This is a genomic window from Hyphomicrobium methylovorum (assembly GCF_013626205.1).
Lineage (GTDB): Bacteria > Pseudomonadota > Alphaproteobacteria > Rhizobiales > Hyphomicrobiaceae > Hyphomicrobium_B > Hyphomicrobium_B methylovorum.
This window is the reverse complement of the sequence record NZ_QHJE01000001.1, coordinates 1658725-1680039: the sequence shown is the minus strand read 5'-3', so window position 1 is coordinate 1680039 and position 21315 is coordinate 1658725. Positions and strand designations below refer to the sequence as shown.

Below are 21315 nucleotides of genomic sequence, written 5' to 3'. Positions count from 1 at the left end.
TAATGGAATCAACAAGATGAATATCATCCAAGAGATCGAACGCGAGCAGATGGACGCGGTGCTCGCGAAGCGCGGCATTCCCGAATTCGGCCCCGGCGACACCGTCAAGGTCATGGTCAAGGTTGTCGAGACCGACGACCCGAAGGACAAGAAGAAGGGCGCGGCGAAAGGGCCCACCGTTCGCTTCCAGGCCTACGAAGGCGTCGTGATCGCGCGCTCCGGCAGCGGCATCAACGAGAATTTCACGGTCCGCAAAATTTCTTACGGCGAAGGCGTCGAGCGCGTATTCCCCGTCTACTCGCCCTACATCTCTGAAATTGAAGTTCTCCGCCGCGGCAAAGTTCGCCGCGCGAAGCTCTATTACCTCCGTGGCCGTCGCGGCAAAGCCGCCCGTATTTTCGAACGTACGGACGCTCGCGCTCGCCGCCTGAACGCCGCTTGGAAGGGCTTCAAGAAGCCGAAGGGCGAGCCGGATGACCTGACGCAGATCAAGGGGATCGACGTCGATCTGCAGACCCGCTTGAAGCACCTCAACTGCTACAAGGTCGAGCAGATCGCGAACCTCTCGGACGAAGATATCTCGAACCTCGACGAGTCGTTGAACCTCAAGGGCGCCATCGAGAAGCAGGACTGGGTTGGACAGGCACAGCGCCTCGTCGCCGAACTTACGGCAGGCGAAGTCCCGGCAGAAGAGCCGCAGGCCTGATCTCGCCTCGCGCGATCTTCGCAACTGAATTTGATAAGCGCCGGGCAATCGTCCGGCGCTTTTCTTTTTGCCGCTATCTCAACGCCCGCCACATATGAGAACGGCGGCCCTACAGCCGCCGTCCGTAAACTTCACGCGCAACGCGCCTCGCACTATTGTCCCGTCGTAATCTGCACCTCGACGCGGCGGTTCTTCGCCCGGCCGTTGGCTGACGAATTGTCGGCAACCGGATTTTCCTGGCCGTGTCCGACAGCTTTCAGCTTGCTCGAGTCGACCCCAGCGCCGACCAGAAACTCAACGACCTCTTTCGCGCGCATTGCCGAGAGCGTCTTGTTGCTCTCCGGCGAACCAACGCTATCGGTATGGCCCGCGATTTCGACCATGACTGCGCCGCACGTTTTGAGCGCTCTCGCAACCTTATTGAGCGCCGCGCGCGCCTCGGCCGAAAGCCCAAACCCAGCCTCGTTGAAGAACAACCGCGCGTCCTTAACCGCGGTCGTGACGGCGCTGCGGCATTCCTCAACCGCAGCACTTCGCACTGAATCCGCCGCAGCAGGTTCGGGCGCCGTAGCAGAGCCGGACGAAGAGGCGCCGCTACTATAGTCAGGATTCATCTTTGCTTCTTCAGCCCAGGCTGGCGTGCCGGTCGGTTTCGAGCCGCCGTAGAATGACGTTGTCGCCTGGCCACCGAGAGAAGCAGGAGCCGCCTCTTCTGCAGCCGCTGCGGCAGGCTGTGCTGCTGGCGCTGCCGCCTCATCCTTATTGTAGTTCGGATTCATCTTTGCTTCTTCGGCCCACGCCGGTGTGCCGGTGGGCTTCGTGTCGCCGTAGAATGACGTCGTCGCCTGTCCGCCAGTCGAAGCGGAAGCGTCCGCCACCTGCGGTTCTTCTGCAGCCGGCGCCGCGGCCGCCGCGCCATCGTTGACGTAGTCGGGATTCATCGTTGCTTCAGCAGCCCAAGCGGGCTTCGATGAATTTCCATCGTTCTCCTGCTGGGCGAGCCGGATCGGAAGCCGGGCAACAGACCGCTCCGTCATCTGATCCGAAAAGAACTGCGGTGAGGTGAAACCTGTAATGCGCGCGTCATAGCTTCCCGACGCCTCGACCGCGGACACGGCATGGCCTATATCCGCAGCACCGAATTGCAAACCAAGGCAGACAGTGCAAACTCCCGCCAGAATGGCGGTACGAGAGTGAATCATGACTTCCTCCAGTGTGAGAGGCGTCGTTGCGCGACGCTCTTTTTGCGCTCCCGCATTTTTGCACTAAATTAGAAGTTGAGCCATATGGCTTCCGGAGCCGGAACAAGATGTCGAACGTTGAAGTAAATCGAAGCGCGAGCCGGGACGGGAAGATTCCCCTGCACAGCGAGGACGCTTTTGCTGCAATGCGCAAAGCCGGTCGCCTCGCGGCTGAAGCCCTCGATATGCTGGTGCCGATTGTACAGCCCGGCGTCACAACGAATGAGATCGACGCTCTGGTTCTGGCATTCGCTTTGGATAACGGCGCACTGCCAGCCACCCTCAACTATCGCGGCTACCGGTATTCCACCTGCACGTCGATCAACCATGTCGTCTGCCACGGCATGCCGAACGAAAAGCCATTGCGCTCAGGCGACATCATCAACATCGACGTGACGTTGATCGTCGATGGCTGGCACGGAGACACCAGCCGAATGTATCCCGTTGGCGATGTCTCGCGCCGCGCGGAACGCCTGATGGAAGTCACCTATGAATCCCTGATGCGCGGGATCGCGGCCGTCCGTCCGGGCAACACCACCGGCGACATCGGCTCAGCGATCCAACGCTTTGCTGAAGGCGAACGCTGCAGCGTGGTACGTGATTTCTGCGGTCATGGCCTCGGCCGCGTGTTTCATGACCGGCCAAATATTCTGCATTACGGCGAACCGGGTGAAGGCATCATTCTGGAACCCGGAATGCTGTTCACGATTGAGCCGATGATCAATCTCGGAAAGCCGCACGTCAAAATCCTCGCCGATGGCTGGACCGCCGTAACGCGCGACCGTGAGCTCTCAGCGCAATTCGAGCACACCGTTGGCGTTACGGAAACGGGCTGCGAAATCTTCACCGGCTCCCCGGCGGGATATGATCTTCCGCCCTATAACGTTCGCGCCGCCGCATAAAACTGGAATGATGGAATGGCGCGTTCGGGGGGACGGCGAGACGACAAGGCAGGTGTCAATGAACAGGCCGGCCTTTTCACCGCCGCCACGGAACGCCCCGTTGTCGACGACAAGATTGGACATCGAAAGCGGCTGAGAGAACGCTTCGACAACGGTGGCGCCGAGGCGCTGCCGGACTACGAACTGCTCGAAATGATCCTGTGCCGCGCCTTTCCGCGTATCGACACAAAGCCGATCGCCAAGCGCCTGCTGGCAAAGTTCGGCTCGTTTGCAGATGTTATTTCCGCGCCTGCTGAACGGCTGAAGGAAATTGACGGCGTCGGTGATCGCGCCGTCACCGAACTGAAACTCATCAAAGCTGCAGCCGAACGCTTTACGAAAGGCACGATCCAGGCGCGCTCCACTCTCTCATCATGGACGAGCGTGCTCGATTACCTTCGTCTCGCGCAGGGCTTCGAAGCGCGCGAGCAATTCCGCATCCTCTTTCTCGACAAAAAGAACCAGCTTATCGCCGATGAGGTCCAAGGCAGCGGCACGGTTGATCATACGCCCGTTTACATCCGCGAAGTCGTAAAGCGTGCGCTCGAACTTTCCGCCAGCGCCATCGTCCTCGTACACAATCATCCCTCGGGCGATCCGACGCCATCACGCGCCGACATCGAGATGACGCGCGAGATCGTTGCCGTCGCAAAACCGCTCGGCATCGCCGTGCACGATCATATTATCGTCGGCCGCAACGGCCATTCGAGCCTGAAAGCGATGCAGCTCTTCTAACGCGGTCTCTCATCCATCGCGCTATCGTTGCGCGTATCGCGCATCGATGCGTAGACGATCAGCGACACGGCGATTGCACCAGACACATACCAGTAGAAATCAGATTCACGCCCCGCCTGCTTCAGCCACAGCGCGACGTATTCCGCTGTGCCACCGAAGATCGCGACCGTCAGCGCATATGGAAGCCCAACACCCAGCGCTCTGACGGACGTCGGAAAGAGTTCGGCTTTAACGACTGCGTTGATCGCCGTGTAGCAGGAGACGACCGCCAAGCCCGCAAGAACGAGTCCGAACGCCGTTAGCGGATCACGCACTTCGCCAATCGCCGTCAGCAAAGGCACCGTCAATGTTGCACCCAGAACACCGAAGGTAATGAGTATCGGTCGCCGCCCGACGATGTCGGAAATAACACCGACGACCGGCTGCATCAGCATGTAGATGAACAGCGCCGACGCGGAAATGAGCGTCGCGGTGTCTTTCGGAAAGCCCGACGTATTGACGAGGAATTTCTGCATGTACGTGGTGTACGTGTAAAACGCGAGCGTGCCGCCGAGCGTCAGTCCAACCACAATCGCGACCTCGCGCGGATGCGCGAACAGCGCGCGCAGCGATCCCTCACGTTTCGTCGAACGTCGGAAGGCTTCCGTCTCAACGAGATCGCGGCGCATGAAATACGCGATCGCCGCAAGAACGGCTCCGATAGCGAATGGAATGCGCCAACCCCAATCCTCGATCTCTTCACCAGTCAAAACGAACTTCTGCAGAATGATGAGCACCGTCATCGCCGAAAGCTGCCCGCCGATCAGCGTGACGTACTGAAAGCTAGAATAAAAGCCGCGCCGCTCCGGCGTCGCCATCTCCGAGAGATACGTCGCGCTCGCACCGTACTCGCCGCCAAGGCTCAGCCCCTGAATCATCCGCGCGAGAAGCAGAATGATCGGCGCAGCGATCCCGATGGTTTCGTAGACCGGCGTAACGGCAATGACCGCCGACCCGAAGCACATCAGCAGCACAGCAGCCGTCAGCGATAGTCGACGCCCCCGCCGGTCCGCGAGACGGCCGAAATACCAGGCTCCGACAGGCCGCATCAAAAAGCCGACTGCAAATATCGCGGCCGTATTGAGCAATTGTGCAGTCTGGTCGCCTTCAGGAAAAAATGCCTTGGCGAAATAAAGCGAGAAAGCCGCGTAAACGTAGAAATCGTACCATTCGACAAGATTGCCGGACGACCCGACGAGGATCGCCTTGATTCGCTTCGCTGTGGTGAGCGGCGCTTCTTGGTGAACGCTCGGTTCACTTTCCGTCGATCCCTCGGCAGTCTCTTTCACGCGGCTGATCCCTAGGAATGGACGGGTAATTCGGCAATTCGCGTCGCCCCAATTGCCACAGCTTGCCCGCCCAACATTGACGTTCCGCTCCGGTCACCCCTAATTATGACCCGTATCTCGGAGCTCCAATCATGACCAATAAACCTCACCATTCCAAGGTGATCGTGCTGGGCTCCGGCCCCGCGGGATATACAGCAGCTATTTACGCCGCCCGCGCCATGCTTGAGCCGACGCTCATCCAAGGCTCGCAGCCTGGCGGCCAGTTGACCATCACCACCGACGTCGAAAACTATCCGGGATTTGCCGATCCGATTCAGGGCCCCTGGCTCATGGAGCAGATGCAGGCGCAGGCCGAGCACGTCGGCACAAAGATCGTCATGGACTACGTCAACAAGGTCGATTTGAACACCCGCCCGATCCGGCTGGAAGGCGACAGTGGCGACATCTACACGTGCGACGCACTCATCATCGCCACCGGTGCGCAGGCACGCTGGCTTGGGCTGCCCTCGGAAGAGGCATTCAAGGGCCACGGCGTCTCCGCATGCGCAACGTGCGACGGCTTCTTCTACAAGGGCAAACGCGTCGCCGTTATCGGCGGAGGCAACACCGCCGTTGAAGAAGCGCTCTTCCTGACCAACTTCGCGAGCCACGTCACGCTCGTGCATCGCCGCGACTTCCTCCGTGCCGAGAAAATCCTGCAGGACCGCCTCTTCAAGAATCCGAAGATCGACGTCGTTTGGGATTCGGCACTGGACGAAGTGACCGGCACTGAGCTTCCGCGCTCCGTAACCGGCATGCGGCTTCGCAATGTCAAAACCGGCAAGACCTCCGAATTGCCGGTCGATGGGGTGTTTGTCGCCATCGGTCACGCGCCCGCCACCGAGCTGTTCAAAGGCCAGCTCGAAACGACGCCGTCTGGCTACCTGATCACGGCACCCGACTCGACGGCGACGGCTATCCCCGGCGTGTTCGCGGCGGGTGACGTTAAGGATGAGGTCTATCGCCAAGCCGTCACTGCGGCGGGCATGGGCTGCATGGCGGCACTCGAAGCCGAGCGTTATCTCGCAAAAGTCGAAAGTCAGGCAGTTGCTGCGGAATAGGATACCTTGATAAGTCTACAGCGTTGCAACCCAATTGCCTTGGGATAGACTTGCCCGCCGTTTCGTAAAATCCCCCTGAAAAGTTATCTCAGCGAAAGCTCCCCCAAAAATGGACTGGGATAAATTACGCATCTTCCACGCCGCAGCGGAGGCAGGCAGCTTTACGCACGCAGGCGAACAGCTTCACATGAGCCAGTCTGCCGTTAGCCGGCAGATCTCGGCGCTTGAAGCTGCGTTGAAAGTCACGCTGTTTCATCGCCACGCCCGCGGCCTGGTGCTGACTGAGCAGGGCGAGCTTCTCAATCGCACCGTCTCGGAAGTCTTCGCCAAATTGCAGACGGCCGAAACGTTGCTGTCGGATTCGACATCGAAGCCGTCGGGCGATTTGCGCGTCACCGCGCCGATCGGCTTCGGCACGATCTGGCTGACACCGCGCTTGCAAGAGTTCGGCGAACTCTATCCCGACATCCGCGTCGAGCTGATCTTGAACGACGAGCAGGTCGATATCGGCATGCGCGCGGCCGACGCCGCCATATGGACGCGCGAACCGGAACAGATCGATCTCATTCGCCGCCCGCTGTTCGAGAGCCGCCTGCGCGCGTTCGCCTCGTCCCAGTACCTTCGCAAGTACGGCACACCGCAATCACTGACGGATCTCGATAGCCACCGCATCATCGCCTACTCGGGCATTCCGGCTGTCCATCTCGACACGATGGCCTGGATCGAAACCGCCGGACGGGATGGCCTCGGCCCCCGCGAAGCGGCGCTTAGGGTCAACAGCGTGGTGGCCATCAAATACGCGATCAAGGCCGGTATTGGAATTGGCATGCTGCCCGACTACATGACCGACCAGCAATCGGACCTCGTCCCGGTCCTGGCGGATATTGAGCAGCCGTCGCTCAATATGGTGTTCGCCTACCCTGAGGAATTGCGGAATTCCAAGAAAGTCCAGCTCTTGCGCGACTTTCTGATCTCCAAGATTCCGAGGAAATAGGCATCGGGACTGCAGATTGGCCCCAGGGGCCAGAATTCCCCTGATCGGCGCTGCGACCACGGTTGATTTGTGCTATCGCCCCTCTGACGCTATCTAACCACCTTGTGCTCGTGCACTGTCCAGCTCGGCTAAAGCCACAGAAACCCAATGGCAAAGACCCTTTACGATAAAATCTTCGACGATCACGTCGTGGAGCGCGCTCCCGACGGAACGTGCCTGCTCTACATCGATCGTCATCTCGTGCACGAGGTAACGAGCCCGCAAGCCTTCGAAGGCTTGCGCATGGCCGGCCGCAAGGTTCGCGCACCCGAAAAAACGCTCGCTGTCGTCGACCATAACGTGCCGACGACCGATCGCTCGAAGGGCATCGCAGACGAAGAGAGCCGCATCCAGGTCGAAACGCTGGCGCAGAACGCGCGCGACTTCGGGATCGAATATTTCAACGAGCGCGACAAGCGCCAGGGCATCGTCCACGTCGTGGGCCCAGAGCAGGGCTTCACCCTGCCGGGCACGACGATCGTCTGCGGCGACAGCCACACCTCAACGCACGGCGCATTCGGTGCGCTCGCGCATGGCATCGGCACATCCGAGGTCGAGCACGTTCTCGCGACTCAGACGCTGATCCAGCGCAAGGCGAAGAACATGCTCGTGACCGTGGACGGCGTTGCGCCGAACGGCGTCGGCGCGAAAGACATCATCCTCGCGATCATCGGCGAAATCGGCACGGCGGGCGGAACCGGCTCGGTCATCGAATATGCGGGCGAAGCCATTCGCGCGCTATCGATGGAAGGCCGCATGACGGTTTGCAATATGTCGATCGAAGGCGGTGCTCGCGCCGGCATGATCGCGCCGGACGAGAAAACATACGCCTTCATCAAGGATCGTCCCAAGTCACCCAAGGGTGCGAACTGGGATGCTGCGCTTCGCTATTGGGAGACGCTCAAGACCGACGATGGCGCCCACTTCGATCGCGAAGTTCGCCTCGACGCAGCCAAACTGCCACCAATCGTGTCCTGGGGCACAAGCCCTGAGGACGTCATGGCCGTCACCGGAACGGTGCCGGACCCCGCGATTGTGCACGATGAGAACAAGAAGGCTTCGATCCTGCGCGCGTTGGACTATATGGGCCTCGCGCCCGGCACCAAGATGACGGACATCCCGCTGGATGTTGTCTGGATCGGTAGCTGCACCAACGGCCGCATCGAAGACCTGCGCGCCATCGCCCGCATCGTAGACGGCAAGAAAATATCGTCTCGCCTGGACTACGCAATGATCGTCCCAGGCTCGGGTCTCGTGAAGGAACAGGCGGAAGCGGAAGGTCTGGACAAGATCTTCAAGGAAGCCGGATTCGAATGGCGTGAGCCGGGCTGCTCCATGTGCCTCGGCATGAACCCGGATCAGTTGAAGCCGGGCCAGCGCTGCGCTTCGACCTCGAACCGGAACTTCGAAGGCCGCCAAGGCTACAAGGGCCGCACGCACCTCGTCTCGCCGGTCATGGCAGCGGCGGCGGCGCTCGAAGGTCACTTCGTCGATGTGAGGTCTTGGGGCGACGCCTGATACGCATCTAAGCTCGGCGGCCAAATCCCGGATCGGGAGTCGCCGAGCTCAATCAAAAAGAACGTCCTTGGCAGGTTAGCTGACGACGCGGAGTTCCGGCGCCGCAGTCCGCGCCATCGCAGGCGCAATCGCCCGCTCCATGCTCGCGATCTCTTCGTTCGAAATCTTGAAGAACCGGTTCTGCAGCTTCTGCCGCATCTGCGCCTGTTCCAGGCTGCCGCCAAGCAGCGTGATCTTGAAATCACCCGGCGGATAAAGCGCGGCGTCGCCGATCTGCTTGAAGCCGAGCATATACGTGTAAAACCGCACCCAGTCCGGGCGCGTAGCGATCAGCAGCATCGACACACCAGCCGCAAGAGCCGCCGTGAGCGAAGCACGCACGAGGAACGCATACAGCGTCGTGCGGTAAGACACATTGTTAAGGCCCGGCTCAATCGACAGCCGGGAAACTTCGACGAGACCGTTCGGCTGCTGAGCCTTCACATCATTCAGCGCCGGATAATGCGAAGCACACGGCAGCGTCGAAAGCGATTGCCGGGGATGCGAGAAACAGAGGCGCACGCAACCGACGAGGCGATTTTGATCGTACGCACCGAGCAACACCGTCGTCGGCATATCATCGAATTCATCGCGATACTCGCCGTCGACGCAATCAATGTTGTAGCCGATGCCCGAATAAGCCCGTCCACGCAACCGAAGCGCTTCGCGAATGTCGCTTGAGGAACTCAGAGCGCGCAGATCGAAGTTCTTGGCATCACCGTGCCAAGATCCTTCCTCAGTCGGCAAGGTGTCTTGCCGGGGACGAAACGCCAGGGGTTGGGACATGAATGAAAGGTCTCAACTAATTTGAATTGGCCCGTATGTAGTTCGAAAGAAATAGAGATTGGCTAACGGCAGAACGATGCGGCAAAATTTCTTTTTGGGAATTAGCATTACGTAGTGACGCCTTGAGCACAAAGGCTTTTTTTTTAAGGCGGTATTAACTAAAACAAGGATTACGGAATTGGCCTCTGATTCAAATGCGCTGGTGAAATCACAATTCGGTGTAGCGGCCGCCGATTACGCTTCATCCGACGTTCATGCCAAAGGTGAAAGTCTCGATCGAATCGTTGAACTTGCTGCGCCGCAAGCGAATTGGCGCGCCTTGGACGTCGCCACCGGCGCGGGGCATATGGCTGCCGCGTTCGCGCCATTCGTTCGAGAAATTATCGCGAGCGATATCACCCCCGAAATGCTTCGCGAAACGGCGACGCTGGCCGCTTCTCGCAATCTCACCAACATGACGACGGCAACTGCCGAAGCAAGCGCACTGCCGTTTCCCGATACTTCGTTCGATCTTGTCTGCTGCCGTTTGGCTGCGCATCACTTCCCAGATCTCAAGGCGTTCGTCGCGGAAGTGCAACGAGTGCTGAAAATCGGCGGCCGCTTTGCACTCGTAGACAACGTGGCACCAAGCGTGGAAACGCTTCCCGACGCGAACGAAACGGATCTGGCTGAAGCAACCGCTGCCTATAACGCGTTCGAAAAACTTCGCGACCCGAGTCACGGCAACGCGCCACCCCCGTCGGTTTGGCTTCGCTTACTTGCTGACGCTCACATAAACGTCATCGCGCGCGAGCAATTCGGCAAAGACCTCGATTTTGATTCGTGGGTGACCCGAATGCGTTGCTCAGAAAAAACAATCGAGAAACTCCGCCATATTCTAACCGAGGGCGCACCGCGACTCCGCGAATTTCTGCGCCCCCGCCACGAAGAAAGCGGTGCTTTATATTTCACGCTGCAGGAATTGTTGCTCGTCGGAACGAAAAATGCTTGAGCCAAATGGCGAAGCGAATGACACGACTGTCTTTCCGCGCCGCCAATTTGGAGTTCCACCCAATGTCTGCACAATGGATGCACGCCAAATCGCCGTCGCTCGCGGATTTCGAAATACTCGTCGCCACGGCCTGGGAGAGTCTTCCAGCGGAATTCCGCGAATTGGCGAATGACGTCGTGATTCGCGTCGAGGAATTTGCAACGACCGAGGTGCTCGAAAGCCTGGGTATTGAAGATCAGTTCGAACTGACGGGTCTGTACCAGGGTGTCAGCCTGGACCGGCAAAGCCTGTCGGACGTGGCGCGCGAGCCCGAAATGGTATTCCTCTACCGTCGCCCTATCCTCGACGAATGGGCTTCAGGCGAGGAAGAGCTCGGACATCTCGTCGCCCATGTGCTCATTCACGAGATCGGCCACCATTTCGGCTTTTCCGATGAGGATATGGAAGCCATAGAAGAACTGGCAGCATCTGAGGGCACGGGCGCCACAGACGCTTAACCTCATTGAAGTTACAAGTCCGGTAGAGTTGAGCCGAAACAGGTTTCACGCCATGTTGTAGGGGCCTGTTCGGTACGGGGCGTTTTTCTGAAGTGGAAGCGGGATGACAATACGGTTCTCTGGCCGGATCGCACGGCGTATCGGTGCGGGTCTTGCGCTGACGCTCGCGGTGACTGTTGCCGCAGTTGCACAAGACTTGAACGCACCGAAGGACGGCGTCCCGACGCCTGAGCAGTATGTCGCGACCGCGGGCGGAGACAGTCGCATCCTGCAGAAGGGCGAATTCGTTCTCGATGGACATCGGCCGCAGTGCGGACACCGACCGACCGTGGTGGACAGCAAGCTCGACGACTATGGCGCCGCCTACCCGGGCTTCATCATCATGAACCCGAAGTACCTCGCCAAGGTCTCGACGCCCGTCAAAATGTGGATTTACGCGCACGAATGCGGCCACCAGTTTCGCGGTCCGGACGAGCAAACCGCAGACTGTTTCGCCGTGCAACGCGGACGCCGCTACGGCTGGCTGACTCAGGAAGGGCTGGAAGAAGTCTGCTCGTTCATCGCCCCAGCGAAAGGTGACGCGATGCACTTTTCCGGCTCCTACCGCTGCGATTACATGCGCAAATGCTTCGCGGACCCAAGCATCCGTTAACGCAACGACGGTTGCCGGCATTACTTATCCCCGCCCTGATGCGCGGCGTTAAAGTCTTGTGGTTGTTTGCCTGGGGCTTTTTCGATGCGGTTCGCTCACTACGTCCAGCGCCTGTCTGAACTTGCCCAAACGGTCCACCGCTGGCTGGCGGAGCTCGCGCGCCTCGACCGGCAGGGACGAGAGAAGGTCGCCCTTTACGCCGAGGAAATCGCAGCAACCCTTGCCCGTGCCGCAGCCGCGCTCGGCACGCTCGAAACCTCCCCAGGCGACCGCTCGGCGATCCTCTCCGCCGCACGTGAACTTGGCCGGGTTTCAGGCTATGTAGAAACCATCATGAGCGCGCTCGAAGACCAGCTTGACGGCAGGAAGCGCGCGGGCATTAAACGGCGCCTGGAACACCTGGAACCTTTCGACCTCGAAAAGGCGATCCGGGAGGTGGGCGCTTTCCGGCACGCCCGGCGGCTGACGGCGGCGGAGGGCTATTTCCGCGCCCTCGCCGATACGTTACGCATTTGAACGACAGGAGACGACGATGGAAAAATTCACGGTTTTGACAGGCGTCGCCGCCCCGATGCCGATCCGCAATGTCGATACCGACATGATTATTCCGAAGCAGTTCCTGAAAACGATCAAACGCACAGGCCTCGGAAAATCGCTGTTCTACGAAATGCGATACGACCCCGCGACGGGCGAAGAACTGCCGGACTTCGTGCTGAACAAACCGCAGTACCGCAACGCCACGATCCTCGTGACCGGCGACAACTTCGGCTGCGGCTCCTCGCGTGAGCACGCGCCCTGGGCCCTGCTCGACTTCGGCATCCGATGCGTAATCGCAACCGACTTCGCCGACATTTTCTACAACAACTGTTTCCAGAATGGCATTCTGCCGATCCGACTGCAGCAGAGCGACGTCGACAAGCTGTTGGATGACGCCTCGCGCGGCGCCAACGCGACGATCACGATCGATCTCGAAGCGCAGGAAATTCGCGGCCCCGATGGCGGCGTTGTCCGTTTCGATATCGATCCCTTCCGCAAGCACTGCTTGCTGAACGGCCTGGATAACATCGGACTGACGCTCGAAAAGGGTAAGGCGATCTCATCGTTTGAATCGTCTACCGCCTCGGAGCGCCCCTGGCTTTAAGCCGAGACGGAGAAGAAGCATGGCAAAAGCAATTCACATGATGGTGCGCGTTCTCGACGAAGCGCGCTCGGTGAAATTCTACGAAGACTGCTTCGGCCTCAAAATCTCCGAGCGCCGCGACTGGCCGGACTTCACCCTCATCTATCTGAAGAACGCCGAGAACGATTTCGAACTCGAGCTCACCGTCAACAAGGGCCGCACCGACGCCTACGACCTTGGCAACGGTTACGGCCACATCGCGTTCGTCGTCGATGATCTGGAGGCCGAGCGCGCCCGCATCGTCGCCGCGGGCTACCAGCCGAAAGACATCAAATCGATGAGCCACGACGGCAAGCCGTTCGGCAAATTCTTCTTCATCGACGATCCGGACGGCTACAAAATCGAAGTCCTCGAACGCGGCGGCCGGTTCCAGTAACAGGAAGATCAATAGCGATGGCGGACGACGACTTTAAGTTTGACGCGGCGATGCTCGGCCGTCTCTCCGGCGCGCTGTCGTTCATCGTCGGCGCCACGCATGCCGCGACCAAGGCGTTGAAAACCGCGTCCGAAACCGGCAGCGACAAAGACATCAAGGCTGCGCGCAAGGAGTTTCTAAAGCTGAAGCCGGGCGATCGTCGCGCCGCGCTGACGATGCTTTCGGACTAGCGCGCGCATTGGTGCCAAGCTCCATGGACGGAACTCACGGGCACACGTCAGAATACAGCGCCTCGTGTCGTCACCAGCGCACCGGACAAAGCATCGGCAAACTCGCGCCGCTCGTCATCCGTCAGGAACTGACCGAACAACACCGCTTTCCCCCGCTCCATGAGCCGAAGAGACGTTCTCCCGTCCGGCCGATCCGTCGTGCAGCGCACACGCGCCCAATACGGGTTGAAGCCAAACGTCTCCTGCCGGCCCGACGGATGCACACGCGTTAGAATGAGTTTCTCCCGCGTCAATGAAATGGTCTCGTAGATACGGCCCGCACGATAATTCAGCCGGAAGGCGAGATAGACCAGCAGCACATCAAGGCCGCAAAAGCCCACAATCGGCCAAGCGCCAAGCAGAAAGAAAACGAGACCCATGCTAAAGCACACCGCGCCGATGAAACTCATAAGAATGAGAAATCCCGTCGGCGACAGGGATCTATGCGGATGCAGCACGAACCGCCTTTCGCGCTCGGATCTCTGTTCAAAAGACTCGTTCGTCATGAGAGCGTTTCTTTGAATCTAGGATACAGCCATAGTGCGTCGAGTTCCCGACGCCGTACCGGATGAAAGCGAATGGCCAAGGCCGCCGAACCAATACGTCAGCGGAACTTCTCCGGTTCCAAGGCAAAAGACAATACGGGAAAGCCCGCACCTTCTGCCGCAAAATCGGGCAAGCGGGGCCGCTCTCCTCTCAGCGCGTCCGAAATCCGCGAAATCTTTCGCCGCTTCCATTCGGAAAACCCGGAACCCAAGGGCGAACTGGAACACATCAATTCGTTTACGCTGCTGGTTGCCGTTGTCCTCTCGGCGCAGGCAACGGACGCAGGCGTTAACAAAGCCACGCGCGCTCTGTTTGAAGTTGCACCGACGCCTGCCGCCATGTTCGCGCTCGGCGAAGAGAGCCTCCGCGACTACATCAAGACGATCGGACTCTATCGCACCAAGGCGAAGAACGTCATCGCCCTCTCCCAGCGCCTCGTCGAGGAATTCGACAGCACGGTGCCGGACGATCGAGACATTCTGGAAACCCTTCCGGGCGTCGGCCGCAAGACGGCGAACGTCGTGATGAACATCGCCTTCGGGCATCCAACGATGGCGGTCGACACGCACGTCTTTCGCGTCTCCAATCGTATCGGCCTATCGCGAGGCGCAACGCCACTGGCCGTCGAGGAAGACCTCGTTCGCATCATTCCGGCAGACTATGCGATGCACGCGCACCATTGGCTGATTCTGCATGGCCGCTATCTCTGCAAGGCGCGCAAACCCGAATGCTGGCGCTGCCTGATCGCAGACATCTGCCGCTTTCCCGACAAGACGCCCGCACCGGCGGCCACAGCCTAATTCAGGAATCGAGCCGCACCGCCAAACCTGCCTTCGCGAGATGCGCCTTGGCTTCGGGGATCGAATACGTTCCGAAATGGAAGATCGAGGCCGCCAGCACCGCGCTCGCGTGTCCATCTCGTACTCCCGCCACGAGATGATCGAGCGTGCCAACACCCCCCGAGGCGATCACGGGAATCGGAACAGCGTCTGCAACGGCACGCGTTAGCGCAACGTCGAAGCCCGCCTTGGTGCCATCCCGGTCCATCGACGTCAGCAGAATTTCGCCGGCACCGAGAGACGCAACCTGGCGCGCAAAGTCGACCGCGTTGATGCCCGTCGGCTTGCGTCCGCCGTGTGTGAAAATTTCCCAGCGCGCCGTCTCGCCGTCAGCCGAGACTTTTTTGGCGTCGATAGCAACGACGATGCACTGCGTACCAAACTTCTCACTCGCTTCTTTGACGAACTCTGGATTGTTGACGGCCGCCGTGTTGATCGAAACTTTGTCCGCGCCCGCCTCGAGCAGCTTGCGGATGTCTTCGACGGTCCGGACGCCGCCGCCAACGGTTAGAGGCATGAAGCAGCGGTTCGCTGTCCGCTCCACCACATCGAAAATCGTATCGCGGTTCTCGTGGCTCGCAGTGATGTCGAGGAAGCAAAGCTCGTCTGCACCTGCCGCATCATAGGCTGCGGCAGCTTCGACTGGGTCGCCCGCATCGATAAGATCAACGAAATTCACGCCTTTCACGACGCGACCGTCCTTAACGTCGAGGCAGGGAATGATCCGAACTTTCAGCATAGGCTTTTATTTTCCTAAACCGCGGGCGCGAACAGAGGTATGATGCTCATCAGCGGGGTATCTTATAAACCAACACCAACTGGAACTCTTTCTTCAACTCAGAGTTTGTGTGTTTTGCGGAATTGCGCAAACTTTGGAGTTGCTATTGCACAAGGAAATTCTCTCGATGGGCGACGAATTCGCACCTCTAAACCTCCGCGCGCGTTTGGCGTCTCTGCAAGATCGTATTGCGCAGGCGCGGACCCAGCTTGAGGCTCACGGCGCTATCGGCGACCATTCCGATGCGTTAACGGAGCTTGTAGCAGAGCACGACGCAATCCGCGGATCACTCGACGGCGTAGCGACGGTAACAGAGCTTCACCATAGCAAAGCATCGGCGCAAACGGACGCGCTCGAAAAGTCGCTGCACCGGTGGCTCGAATCCATCGAACACAAATTCAACGACCCAACTCCGCGTAAGCCTTCCGCTTCGGTGTAGGCGCATCTGACGCACGGCCGGATACGGCAAGCGATCATGACGGAAACCTTATTCGCCGCGCTCCCTGAGTGCGGCGAATTTGATATCCGGGAACTTCTCGCTTTTATACTTCAGCATCCACGCGCTCTCCGCCAGGAACACCAGCGCGTCGTCACGGTCACGTGCAATCTCGCCGCGATGCGCATTGATGAACGCGTCAAGCTTTGCCGGATCGTCGGCCGAAACCCAGCGCGCAAGTTCGAATGGCGATTGTTCAAGCATCACCGGCACGCCGTATTCGACTGAGACACGCGACTGCAGCACTTCGAACTGCAGTTGCCCGACAACTCCGAGAATCTGCCGCCCGCCCGCGATCGGTGTGAACACCTGAACGATGCCTTCTTCCGCGAGGTCGTCCAGCGCGCGGTTGAGCTGCTTCGCTTTCATCGCATCCGCAATGACAACGCGGCGCAAAAGCTCGGGCGCGAAGTTCGGAATGCCAGTAAATTTCAGGCTCTCTTTTTCCGTCAGCGTATCGCCGACTCGCAGCGTTCCGTGATTCGGCACGCCGATGATGTCGCCCGCATAGGCTTCGTCCGCCGTCTCGCGCCCTTGACCAAAAAAGAACGTCGGCGAAGACACCGTCATCGCTTTGTTATCGCGCACGTGAAGCAGTCGCATGCCGCGCCGGAACTTGCCCGAGCACAGCCGCACAAACGCGACGCGGTCACGGTGGTTCGGGTCCATGTTGGCTTGGACCTTGAACACGAAGCCCGTCACCTGATCTTCACTGGCGTTGACAGTCCGCTGCGTCGCCTTTCGCGGCAACGGGCTCGGAGCCCACGCACCGAGCGCATCGAGCAATTGCTCGACTCCGAAATTCTTGAGTGCGCTTCCGAAAAAGACCGGCGACAGATGCCCTTCGCGGAACGCTTCGAGATCGAACGTCGGCAACGCACCCTGCGCCAGCTCAACGCCTTCGAGCGTGCGGTCCGCGATGCGCTCGTCGATCCCTTCGATCTTGCGAATATCTTCGAGCGAATCGAGCGCTACGACCCGGCCATACGGAGCGCCGCGCTCTTTGCTCTCCGGCATCAGCAAGCGTTTGCCGACCAGATCGAGCACACCGCGAAAATCGGTACCCATCCCAACCGGCCACGCCATCGGCACGAGGTCGAGCGCAAGGTCAGCCGCAATCTGATCCAACAACGTCAGCGGATCTTCCGCCTCGCGGTCGATCTTGTTGATGAACGTGATGATCGGAATATCGCGCAAGCGGCAAACTTCGAACAGCTTGCGCGTCTGCGCTTCGATGCCCTTCGCCGCGTCCATCACCATCACAGCCGCGTCGACAGCCGACAACGTGCGATAGGTATCTTCGCTGAAATCGGAGTGGCCCGGCGTGTCGAGCAGGTTGAAGACGATGCCATTGCGCTCGAACGTCATCACCGAAGACGTCACGGAGATGCCGCGCTGCTGCTCGATCTGCATCCAATCCGAGCGCGTGCGCCGGCGCTCGCCGCGCGCCTTCACCGCCCCGGCCATCTGAATAGCGCCACCGAACAGCAGAAGCTTTTCGGTCAGCGTCGTCTTACCGGCATCCGGATGCGAAATGATCGCGAACGTGCGCCGTCGCGCAATCTCGGGCGGCATGCCGGGCTCGGCCGGAGCAGCTTGCAGCGTCGAATTCAAATGTCAGGCCTCGATGAGAGTCAGTTGGCTCGGTGCGAGCCAGATTTGATGCTGTTTGGCAGGTTTGCCGAAAACTTCGCCGACGTGCAGCTCGACCAGATCACCATCGAAATTGATGATCGGAAACGTGCGGCCGACGCAGCCTTGAAACAACGCCGCAAGATGCTTGTCATCTGGCGGCAATCCATCCGGAACGCGCTCTACGCGAACCATGTCGCCGATGTTCATCACGCCTCCAAAAGTTCGAGCGCCGCTTTGGGGTCGATACGCCCGTCATAAAGAGCACGCCCGGTAATGGCGCCTTCAAGCATCGCATATTCGGGACGCATCAGCTCGCGCACATCGTCGATGGACGCAAGCCCGCCAGACGCAATGACCGGTATTCGCGTCGCCCGCGCCAACTCGGCCGTCGCCGGAAGGTTCAAGCCCTTCAGCACGCCGTCGCGCTCGATGTCGGTATAAATGATGGCGGCGACGCCAGCATCCTCGAAGCGCTTCGCAAGCTCGATCGCTGTGAGCTCCGACGTCTCGGCCCAGCCTTCGACCGCGACCTTGCCGCCCTTCGCATCGATGCCGACTGCGACCTGACCCGGAAACCGCCGCGCGGCCTCCTTCACAAGCGCCGGATCGCGCACGGCGATGGTGCCAAGGATCACCCGGCGAATACCCTTTTCGAGCCAGCTTTCCACCGTCGCCAGATCGCGAATGCCGCCGCCGAGCTGTGCGGGCATCGAAATGGCTTTGAGGATCGCCTCGACGGCGGTGGCATTGACCGGCTTTCCGGCGAACGCCCCATTGAGATCGACGATGTGCAGATATTTGAAGCCTTGAGCTTCGAACGAAGCCGCCTGCGCCGCCGGGTCGTCATTGAACACGGTGGCCGCGTCCATCTCACCGAGCTTCAGCCTGACGCACTGCCCATCCTTCAAATCAATCGCAGGAAATAAGATCAATTGGTCCTCAAATACGCTGTGCTTGCCTTGCGCTTTCCAAAACAGAAAGGCCTTGGCCGCGTCGGCTCACCCTCTTCACTTTGGCGAGGGCCCGGTGAGGGGTGTGACCCTTGCCTCGTCCGGTCACGGCCACCTTTTCCGAAAAGGAGAACAAACGGCCATCAGTTTGCTATCTTCAGGGGCGATCAATAGCGCTTCGGCGCATCCGTCAAGGTCCGAGCACGACGGGCGCGCCGAATCGAAGCTGATCCGGCCGCATCTCGTTGCCCGCAGCCCGCGAAAAAGACTGAGTTCCGCGTATGGCCACCATATTTCTCGATAGCCCGCCGCCCGCGATTGCGCGTCGCTCATTAACCGAAGACGACGCTGTCGATATCTGGATCGCCCGCTGGCTCCGCATCCGCCCCGTCGATCTGCAGCGCCGCTACGCGTGCGATCCGCGCCGTCTCTATGAGATCTGGGAAGAATCGCGCTTTCCCGGCAGCCGCAGGCGCGCGCTGATCGAGTTCTCCGCACGTTTCCCTGGCCTGGAACCGCGCTTCGATCCCGGCCCGCATCGCCGCATCCCGCTGAGCCCGCACCCCGACCAATTGAGCCTGTTTTCCGAGGCCTAACGGCAGCTTGGCTCTACCACTGCGTTAAGAACTTCACAAGAACATTTTTAGAACATTCACTAGACAACGCCCCTGAGTCGTGTCATGTTCTTCCTATGTTCCGGGCGCCCCAAAAGAGCCCAATCACGGGTCAGAGTTGCGTAACGACCCTCCCCCTCGTGACTAGGAGACCCCCGATGCGCACCTATCTCATCTCGTACGATCTCGCCAAGCCGAACCGCAATCAGCACGTGCTCGCGCAAGTGATCATGGGCCTCGGCGACAAGTGGGCCCGCCCTCTCGTCAACACCTGGTACGTCGCCTCCGATCGCGATGAAACCGATCTCGAAGCCGAACTCCGCGAGTTGCTCTCGGAAGACGATGGCTTGCTGATCCAGGCAACGAAGCGCGACGCCGTTCTGACGAATACGTCTCTCCGCTGGTTCCGCCAGCGCCGCGCAGCGTTTGACCTCGCGCCCGATGGTAATGTGATCGCGTTCCCCGCGCCGCCGATGCCGGAACCTGTCGAGCCGGAATTGCCGTTCGCAGAGGCCGTCTGAGAAAGCCTCGCTGTACGCGCTCAAGAGTGTTCTGGTCTTTGGGCGGGGCGAGCTTCTCCCCCTTCCGTTCCCACCGGGTTCGTCCCGCTCAAAGACCCAGTCCCGGGGAGCCCGGAGTTCCGCCCCCCGGTTCCGGGCTCCCACTTTCTCGCTTCTCCGTAGCCTCGGCTCCGGACCATCACGTCAGAAGTCTGTAGCTGTTGCGTTCTTGCGTACCCCGCTCCCCCAAAAAGCCCCCCAACGCTCCGGAATGCCGGCATGAAAACCTTCCTCATCCATCACACCCCACGAACCGCCGATCAGGACACCTGGGCCGTTTCGTTCTCGCTTCCCTACATCGCCGCCGAGTACGCTCCCGTAAGCCCCGGCGTCTGGTACATCCGGACGTGGCTCGGTGCCGATCAGATCAAGCGTCGCCTCGCGATCCTGTTTGATTCCCCCGACGAACTCGGTGTCCACGAGCTCGGCCGCACCGACGCCGCGGTCGCCTCGCGACTGAAGTGGCTGCAGGGCCGCCTCGAAGATGACGAGCCCGTCGTCAACTGGCAGATGCCGCGTGGCGTCTGGTCTGTCTTTCAATCTGCTGTGCAAGCCGTCGCCCGCCCGGCGACATAGATAGGCACCCCGCGCTGGCGGCCGGCTCTGCGGAGTGGGTTCGCCAGCGCCAAACGCCAAGCTCAAGCCGAAGCCGGATCAGCACGGCCCGGCTTGAGCCCACGCGTTGCCGTTGGAGCGAGTCGATATAACGCTCGCTCGAATAGGCTCGATGATTGAACAGAAAATAAAACTGCCGAGGCGCCTCTGATGCGCCCGCCACGCGCACGCTCTTCGCATCCCGGAATTGTTTGGCTAGCCCCTACCGCGCGAAAGAAGCGCTTGCTTACGGCTTCCAGTTCAGAAAATTCGCGATCAACTTCAGCCCGAGCTTCTGGCTCTTCTCGGGGTGAAACTGAGTGCCCGCGATGTTGCCATCCGCAACGAGCGCCGTGATCGCCCCACCGTAATCCGTATCCGCCACCACCACGCGCCGGTCGGTTGGCGCGAGTTGGAACGAATGCACGAAATACGCGTGCCAGCCGTCGCGCCCTGTAGGGATGCCATCAAGCAGCGCGTGCTCGTGCTCAACCGCGAGCGTGTTCCATCCCATATGCGGAATCTTGAGCGCGGGATCTGAGGGCTCGATCGCCCGAACCTCACCCTTAATCCAACCGAGCCCGTCAGTGACCGCGAATTCGCGCCCTCGTTCACTCAACAGCTGCATACCGACGCAAATGCCCAGAAAAGGCCGTCCGTTTTGGCGTACAGTTTCTTCGAGCGCCGCGATCATCCCGGGAACGCGCTCCAGCCCGCGCTTGCAGTCGGCGTAAGCACCGACGCCGGGAAGCACGACGCGATCAGCCCGCAGCACGTCCTCCGCACGCGAACTGACGACGATGTTGGAAGCGATCTCGCTCTCGCGCGCCGCGCTCTCGAAGGCCTTCGCCGCCGAGTGGAGATTGCCCGAGCCATAATCGATGATGACGACGTTCTGCATGGATTTCAGC

27 protein-coding genes are annotated in these 21315 nt (G+C 60.0%); 18 read left to right on the top strand and 9 right to left on the bottom strand.

Going from position 1 to position 21315, the window contains the following annotated elements; translation table 11 throughout:
* Window positions 1-16: 16 nt before the first annotated feature.
* Window positions 17-706, top strand: a complete 690-nt coding sequence (rplS, locus tag DLM45_RS08240; protein WP_181336672.1) for a 50S ribosomal protein L19 — start codon at window positions 17-19, stop codon at window positions 704-706.
* Window positions 707-858: 152 nt separating this feature from the next.
* On the opposite strand, the gene DLM45_RS08235 is transcribed toward rplS, so the two are convergent.
* Window positions 859-1908 carry an OmpA family protein gene (locus DLM45_RS08235; protein ID WP_181336671.1) on the bottom strand — a complete coding sequence of 350 codons (1050 nt, stop codon included), beginning with the start codon at window positions 1906-1908 and terminating at the stop codon, window positions 859-861.
* A gap of 107 nt (window positions 1909-2015) precedes the next feature.
* Here DLM45_RS08235 and map point away from each other — a divergent pair, with 107 nt between their 5' ends.
* Both map and radC read left to right on the top strand, forming a co-directional pair.
* A complete protein-coding gene (map, locus tag DLM45_RS08230) occupies window positions 2016-2849 on the top strand; it encodes a type I methionyl aminopeptidase (protein WP_181336670.1) in 834 nt (277 codons plus the stop codon).
* A gap of 15 nt (window positions 2850-2864) precedes the next feature.
* Window positions 2865-3623 carry a RadC family protein gene (gene radC, locus DLM45_RS08225; protein WP_181336669.1) on the top strand — a complete coding sequence of 253 codons (759 nt, stop codon included), beginning with the start codon at window positions 2865-2867 and terminating at the stop codon, window positions 3621-3623.
* Here radC and DLM45_RS08220 read toward each other — a convergent pair.
* Window positions 3620-4951, bottom strand: coding sequence for an MFS transporter (locus tag DLM45_RS08220; RefSeq protein WP_181336668.1), 1332 nt, complete (start codon window positions 4949-4951; stop codon window positions 3620-3622). The genes radC and DLM45_RS08220 overlap by 4 nt on opposite strands.
* A gap of 131 nt (window positions 4952-5082) precedes the next feature.
* Here DLM45_RS08220 and trxB point away from each other — a divergent pair, with 131 nt between their 5' ends.
* The 3 genes from trxB to leuC all read left to right on the top strand — a co-directional run bounded on the left by trxB (window position 5083) and on the right by leuC (window position 8602).
* Window positions 5083-6051, top strand: a complete 969-nt coding sequence (gene trxB, locus DLM45_RS08215; RefSeq protein ID WP_181336667.1) for a thioredoxin-disulfide reductase — start codon at window positions 5083-5085, stop codon at window positions 6049-6051.
* A 109-nt stretch (window positions 6052-6160) separates the two neighbouring features.
* A complete protein-coding gene (locus DLM45_RS08210; RefSeq protein WP_181336666.1) occupies window positions 6161-7045 on the top strand; it encodes a LysR family transcriptional regulator in 885 nt (294 codons plus the stop codon).
* A 147-nt stretch (window positions 7046-7192) separates the two neighbouring features.
* On the top strand, window positions 7193-8602 hold the full coding sequence (leuC, locus tag DLM45_RS08205; protein ID WP_181336665.1) for a 3-isopropylmalate dehydratase large subunit: 1410 nt from the start codon (window positions 7193-7195) through the stop codon (window positions 8600-8602).
* Window positions 8603-8677: 75 nt separating this feature from the next.
* Here leuC and DLM45_RS08200 read toward each other — a convergent pair whose 3' ends face one another.
* Window positions 8678-9427 (bottom strand): N-acyl amino acid synthase FeeM domain-containing protein, encoded by a 750-nt coding sequence (locus DLM45_RS08200; RefSeq protein ID WP_181336664.1) that lies wholly within the window; start codon window positions 9425-9427, stop codon window positions 8678-8680.
* 178 nt (window positions 9428-9605) lie between these two features.
* On the opposite strand from DLM45_RS08200, the gene DLM45_RS08195 reads away from it, so the two are divergent.
* The 7 genes from DLM45_RS08195 (at window position 9606) to DLM45_RS08165 (ending at window position 13353) form a co-directional block, all read left to right on the top strand.
* Window positions 9606-10418, top strand: a complete 813-nt coding sequence (locus DLM45_RS08195) for a class I SAM-dependent methyltransferase (protein ID WP_181336663.1) — start codon at window positions 9606-9608, stop codon at window positions 10416-10418.
* 62 nt (window positions 10419-10480) lie between these two features.
* Window positions 10481-10915 carry a metallopeptidase family protein gene (locus tag DLM45_RS08190; protein ID WP_181336662.1) on the top strand — a complete coding sequence of 145 codons (435 nt, stop codon included), beginning with the start codon at window positions 10481-10483 and terminating at the stop codon, window positions 10913-10915.
* A 103-nt stretch (window positions 10916-11018) separates the two neighbouring features.
* Window positions 11019-11567, top strand: a complete 549-nt coding sequence (locus tag DLM45_RS08185) for a hypothetical protein (RefSeq protein ID WP_181336661.1) — start codon at window positions 11019-11021, stop codon at window positions 11565-11567.
* Between the two features lie 84 nt (window positions 11568-11651).
* On the top strand, window positions 11652-12083 hold the full coding sequence (locus tag DLM45_RS08180) for a hypothetical protein (protein ID WP_181336660.1): 432 nt from the start codon (window positions 11652-11654) through the stop codon (window positions 12081-12083).
* Between the two features lie 16 nt (window positions 12084-12099).
* Complete coding sequence (gene leuD, locus DLM45_RS08175) at window positions 12100-12708, top strand: 3-isopropylmalate dehydratase small subunit (RefSeq protein WP_181336659.1); 609 nt, start codon at window positions 12100-12102, stop codon at window positions 12706-12708.
* A 19-nt stretch (window positions 12709-12727) separates the two neighbouring features.
* The gene (locus tag DLM45_RS08170; RefSeq protein ID WP_181336658.1) at window positions 12728-13123 is read left to right on the top strand and encodes a VOC family protein; all 396 of its coding nucleotides are present in this window, start codon (window positions 12728-12730) and stop codon (window positions 13121-13123) included.
* 17 nt (window positions 13124-13140) lie between these two features.
* A complete protein-coding gene (locus tag DLM45_RS08165; protein WP_181336657.1) occupies window positions 13141-13353 on the top strand; it encodes a hypothetical protein in 213 nt (70 codons plus the stop codon).
* Window positions 13354-13400: 47 nt separating this feature from the next.
* Here the strand turns inward: DLM45_RS08165 and DLM45_RS08160 are convergent, their stop codons facing one another.
* On the bottom strand, window positions 13401-13898 hold the full coding sequence (locus DLM45_RS08160) for a DUF2244 domain-containing protein (protein WP_181336656.1): 498 nt from the start codon (window positions 13896-13898) through the stop codon (window positions 13401-13403).
* A 72-nt stretch (window positions 13899-13970) separates the two neighbouring features.
* On the opposite strand from DLM45_RS08160, the gene nth reads away from it, so the two are divergent.
* Window positions 13971-14738 carry an endonuclease III gene (nth, locus tag DLM45_RS08155; RefSeq protein ID WP_181336655.1) on the top strand — a complete coding sequence of 256 codons (768 nt, stop codon included), beginning with the start codon at window positions 13971-13973 and terminating at the stop codon, window positions 14736-14738.
* Window position 14739: 1 nt separating this feature from the next.
* Here nth and hisF read toward each other — a convergent pair whose 3' ends face one another.
* On the bottom strand, window positions 14740-15516 hold the full coding sequence (gene hisF, locus DLM45_RS08150) for an imidazole glycerol phosphate synthase subunit HisF (RefSeq protein ID WP_181336654.1): 777 nt from the start codon (window positions 15514-15516) through the stop codon (window positions 14740-14742).
* 145 nt (window positions 15517-15661) lie between these two features.
* On the opposite strand from hisF, the gene DLM45_RS08145 reads away from it, so the two are divergent.
* Window positions 15662-15994, top strand: a complete 333-nt coding sequence (locus DLM45_RS08145) for a hypothetical protein (RefSeq protein WP_246317233.1) — start codon at window positions 15662-15664, stop codon at window positions 15992-15994.
* A 48-nt stretch (window positions 15995-16042) separates the two neighbouring features.
* Here DLM45_RS08145 and DLM45_RS08140 read toward each other — a convergent pair whose 3' ends face one another.
* The 3 genes from DLM45_RS08140 to hisA are packed head-to-tail and all read right to left on the bottom strand — an operon-like array spanning window position 16043 to window position 18618.
* Window positions 16043-17626 (bottom strand): peptide chain release factor 3, encoded by a 1584-nt coding sequence (locus DLM45_RS08140; RefSeq protein WP_181338238.1) that lies wholly within the window; start codon window positions 17624-17626, stop codon window positions 16043-16045.
* Window positions 17627-17668: 42 nt separating this feature from the next.
* On the bottom strand, window positions 17669-17893 hold the full coding sequence (locus DLM45_RS08135) for a hypothetical protein (protein ID WP_181336653.1): 225 nt from the start codon (window positions 17891-17893) through the stop codon (window positions 17669-17671).
* The gene (hisA, locus tag DLM45_RS08130) at window positions 17893-18618 is read right to left on the bottom strand and encodes a 1-(5-phosphoribosyl)-5-[(5-phosphoribosylamino)methylideneamino]imidazole-4-carboxamide isomerase (RefSeq protein WP_181336652.1); all 726 of its coding nucleotides are present in this window, start codon (window positions 18616-18618) and stop codon (window positions 17893-17895) included. The genes DLM45_RS08135 and hisA overlap by 1 nt, the downstream gene beginning before the upstream one ends.
* Window positions 18619-18917: 299 nt before the next feature.
* On the opposite strand from hisA, the gene DLM45_RS08125 reads away from it, so the two are divergent.
* The 3 genes from DLM45_RS08125 (at window position 18918) to DLM45_RS08115 (ending at window position 20386) form a co-directional block, all read left to right on the top strand.
* Window positions 18918-19232 (top strand): hypothetical protein, encoded by a 315-nt coding sequence (locus DLM45_RS08125; protein ID WP_181336651.1) that lies wholly within the window; start codon window positions 18918-18920, stop codon window positions 19230-19232.
* Window positions 19233-19408: 176 nt separating this feature from the next.
* Complete coding sequence (locus DLM45_RS08120) at window positions 19409-19771, top strand: hypothetical protein (protein WP_181336650.1); 363 nt, start codon at window positions 19409-19411, stop codon at window positions 19769-19771.
* A 258-nt stretch (window positions 19772-20029) separates the two neighbouring features.
* Window positions 20030-20386 carry a hypothetical protein gene (locus DLM45_RS08115; protein ID WP_181336649.1) on the top strand — a complete coding sequence of 119 codons (357 nt, stop codon included), beginning with the start codon at window positions 20030-20032 and terminating at the stop codon, window positions 20384-20386.
* Window positions 20387-20651: 265 nt separating this feature from the next.
* Here DLM45_RS08115 and hisH read toward each other — a convergent pair whose 3' ends face one another.
* A complete protein-coding gene (hisH, locus tag DLM45_RS08110) occupies window positions 20652-21305 on the bottom strand; it encodes an imidazole glycerol phosphate synthase subunit HisH (RefSeq protein WP_181336648.1) in 654 nt (217 codons plus the stop codon).
* Between the last annotated feature and the right edge of the window lie 10 nt (window positions 21306-21315).

Coding starts and splice junctions, on each gene's coding strand:
- rplS (WP_181336672.1), top strand. CDS start 17: ATGAATATCATCCAAGAGATCGAACGCGAGCAGATGGACGCGGTGCTC.
- DLM45_RS08235 (WP_181336671.1), bottom strand. CDS start 1,908: ATGATTCACTCTCGTACCGCCATTCTGGCGGGAGTTTGCACTGTCTGC.
- map (WP_181336670.1), top strand. CDS start 2,016: ATGTCGAACGTTGAAGTAAATCGAAGCGCGAGCCGGGACGGGAAGATT.
- radC (WP_181336669.1), top strand. CDS start 2,865: ATGGCGCGTTCGGGGGGACGGCGAGACGACAAGGCAGGTGTCAATGAA.
- trxB (WP_181336667.1), top strand. CDS start 5,083: ATGACCAATAAACCTCACCATTCCAAGGTGATCGTGCTGGGCTCCGGC.
- DLM45_RS08210 (WP_181336666.1), top strand. CDS start 6,161: ATGGACTGGGATAAATTACGCATCTTCCACGCCGCAGCGGAGGCAGGC.
- leuC (WP_181336665.1), top strand. CDS start 7,193: ATGGCAAAGACCCTTTACGATAAAATCTTCGACGATCACGTCGTGGAG.
- DLM45_RS08200 (WP_181336664.1), bottom strand. CDS start 9,427: ATGTCCCAACCCCTGGCGTTTCGTCCCCGGCAAGACACCTTGCCGACT.
- DLM45_RS08190 (WP_181336662.1), top strand. CDS start 10,481: ATGTCTGCACAATGGATGCACGCCAAATCGCCGTCGCTCGCGGATTTC.
- DLM45_RS08185 (WP_181336661.1), top strand. CDS start 11,019: ATGACAATACGGTTCTCTGGCCGGATCGCACGGCGTATCGGTGCGGGT.
- DLM45_RS08180 (WP_181336660.1), top strand. CDS start 11,652: ATGCGGTTCGCTCACTACGTCCAGCGCCTGTCTGAACTTGCCCAAACG.
- leuD (WP_181336659.1), top strand. CDS start 12,100: ATGGAAAAATTCACGGTTTTGACAGGCGTCGCCGCCCCGATGCCGATC.
- DLM45_RS08170 (WP_181336658.1), top strand. CDS start 12,728: ATGGCAAAAGCAATTCACATGATGGTGCGCGTTCTCGACGAAGCGCGC.
- DLM45_RS08165 (WP_181336657.1), top strand. CDS start 13,141: ATGGCGGACGACGACTTTAAGTTTGACGCGGCGATGCTCGGCCGTCTC.
- DLM45_RS08160 (WP_181336656.1), bottom strand. CDS start 13,898: ATGACGAACGAGTCTTTTGAACAGAGATCCGAGCGCGAAAGGCGGTTC.
- nth (WP_181336655.1), top strand. CDS start 13,971: ATGGCCAAGGCCGCCGAACCAATACGTCAGCGGAACTTCTCCGGTTCC.
- hisF (WP_181336654.1), bottom strand. CDS start 15,516: ATGCTGAAAGTTCGGATCATTCCCTGCCTCGACGTTAAGGACGGTCGC.
- DLM45_RS08140 (WP_181338238.1), bottom strand. CDS start 17,626: ATGCCGCCCGAGATTGCGCGACGGCGCACGTTCGCGATCATTTCGCAT.
- DLM45_RS08135 (WP_181336653.1), bottom strand. CDS start 17,893: ATGAACATCGGCGACATGGTTCGCGTAGAGCGCGTTCCGGATGGATTG.
- DLM45_RS08125 (WP_181336651.1), top strand. CDS start 18,918: ATGGCCACCATATTTCTCGATAGCCCGCCGCCCGCGATTGCGCGTCGC.
- DLM45_RS08120 (WP_181336650.1), top strand. CDS start 19,409: ATGCGCACCTATCTCATCTCGTACGATCTCGCCAAGCCGAACCGCAAT.
- DLM45_RS08115 (WP_181336649.1), top strand. CDS start 20,030: ATGAAAACCTTCCTCATCCATCACACCCCACGAACCGCCGATCAGGAC.
- hisH (WP_181336648.1), bottom strand. CDS start 21,305: ATGCAGAACGTCGTCATCATCGATTATGGCTCGGGCAATCTCCACTCG.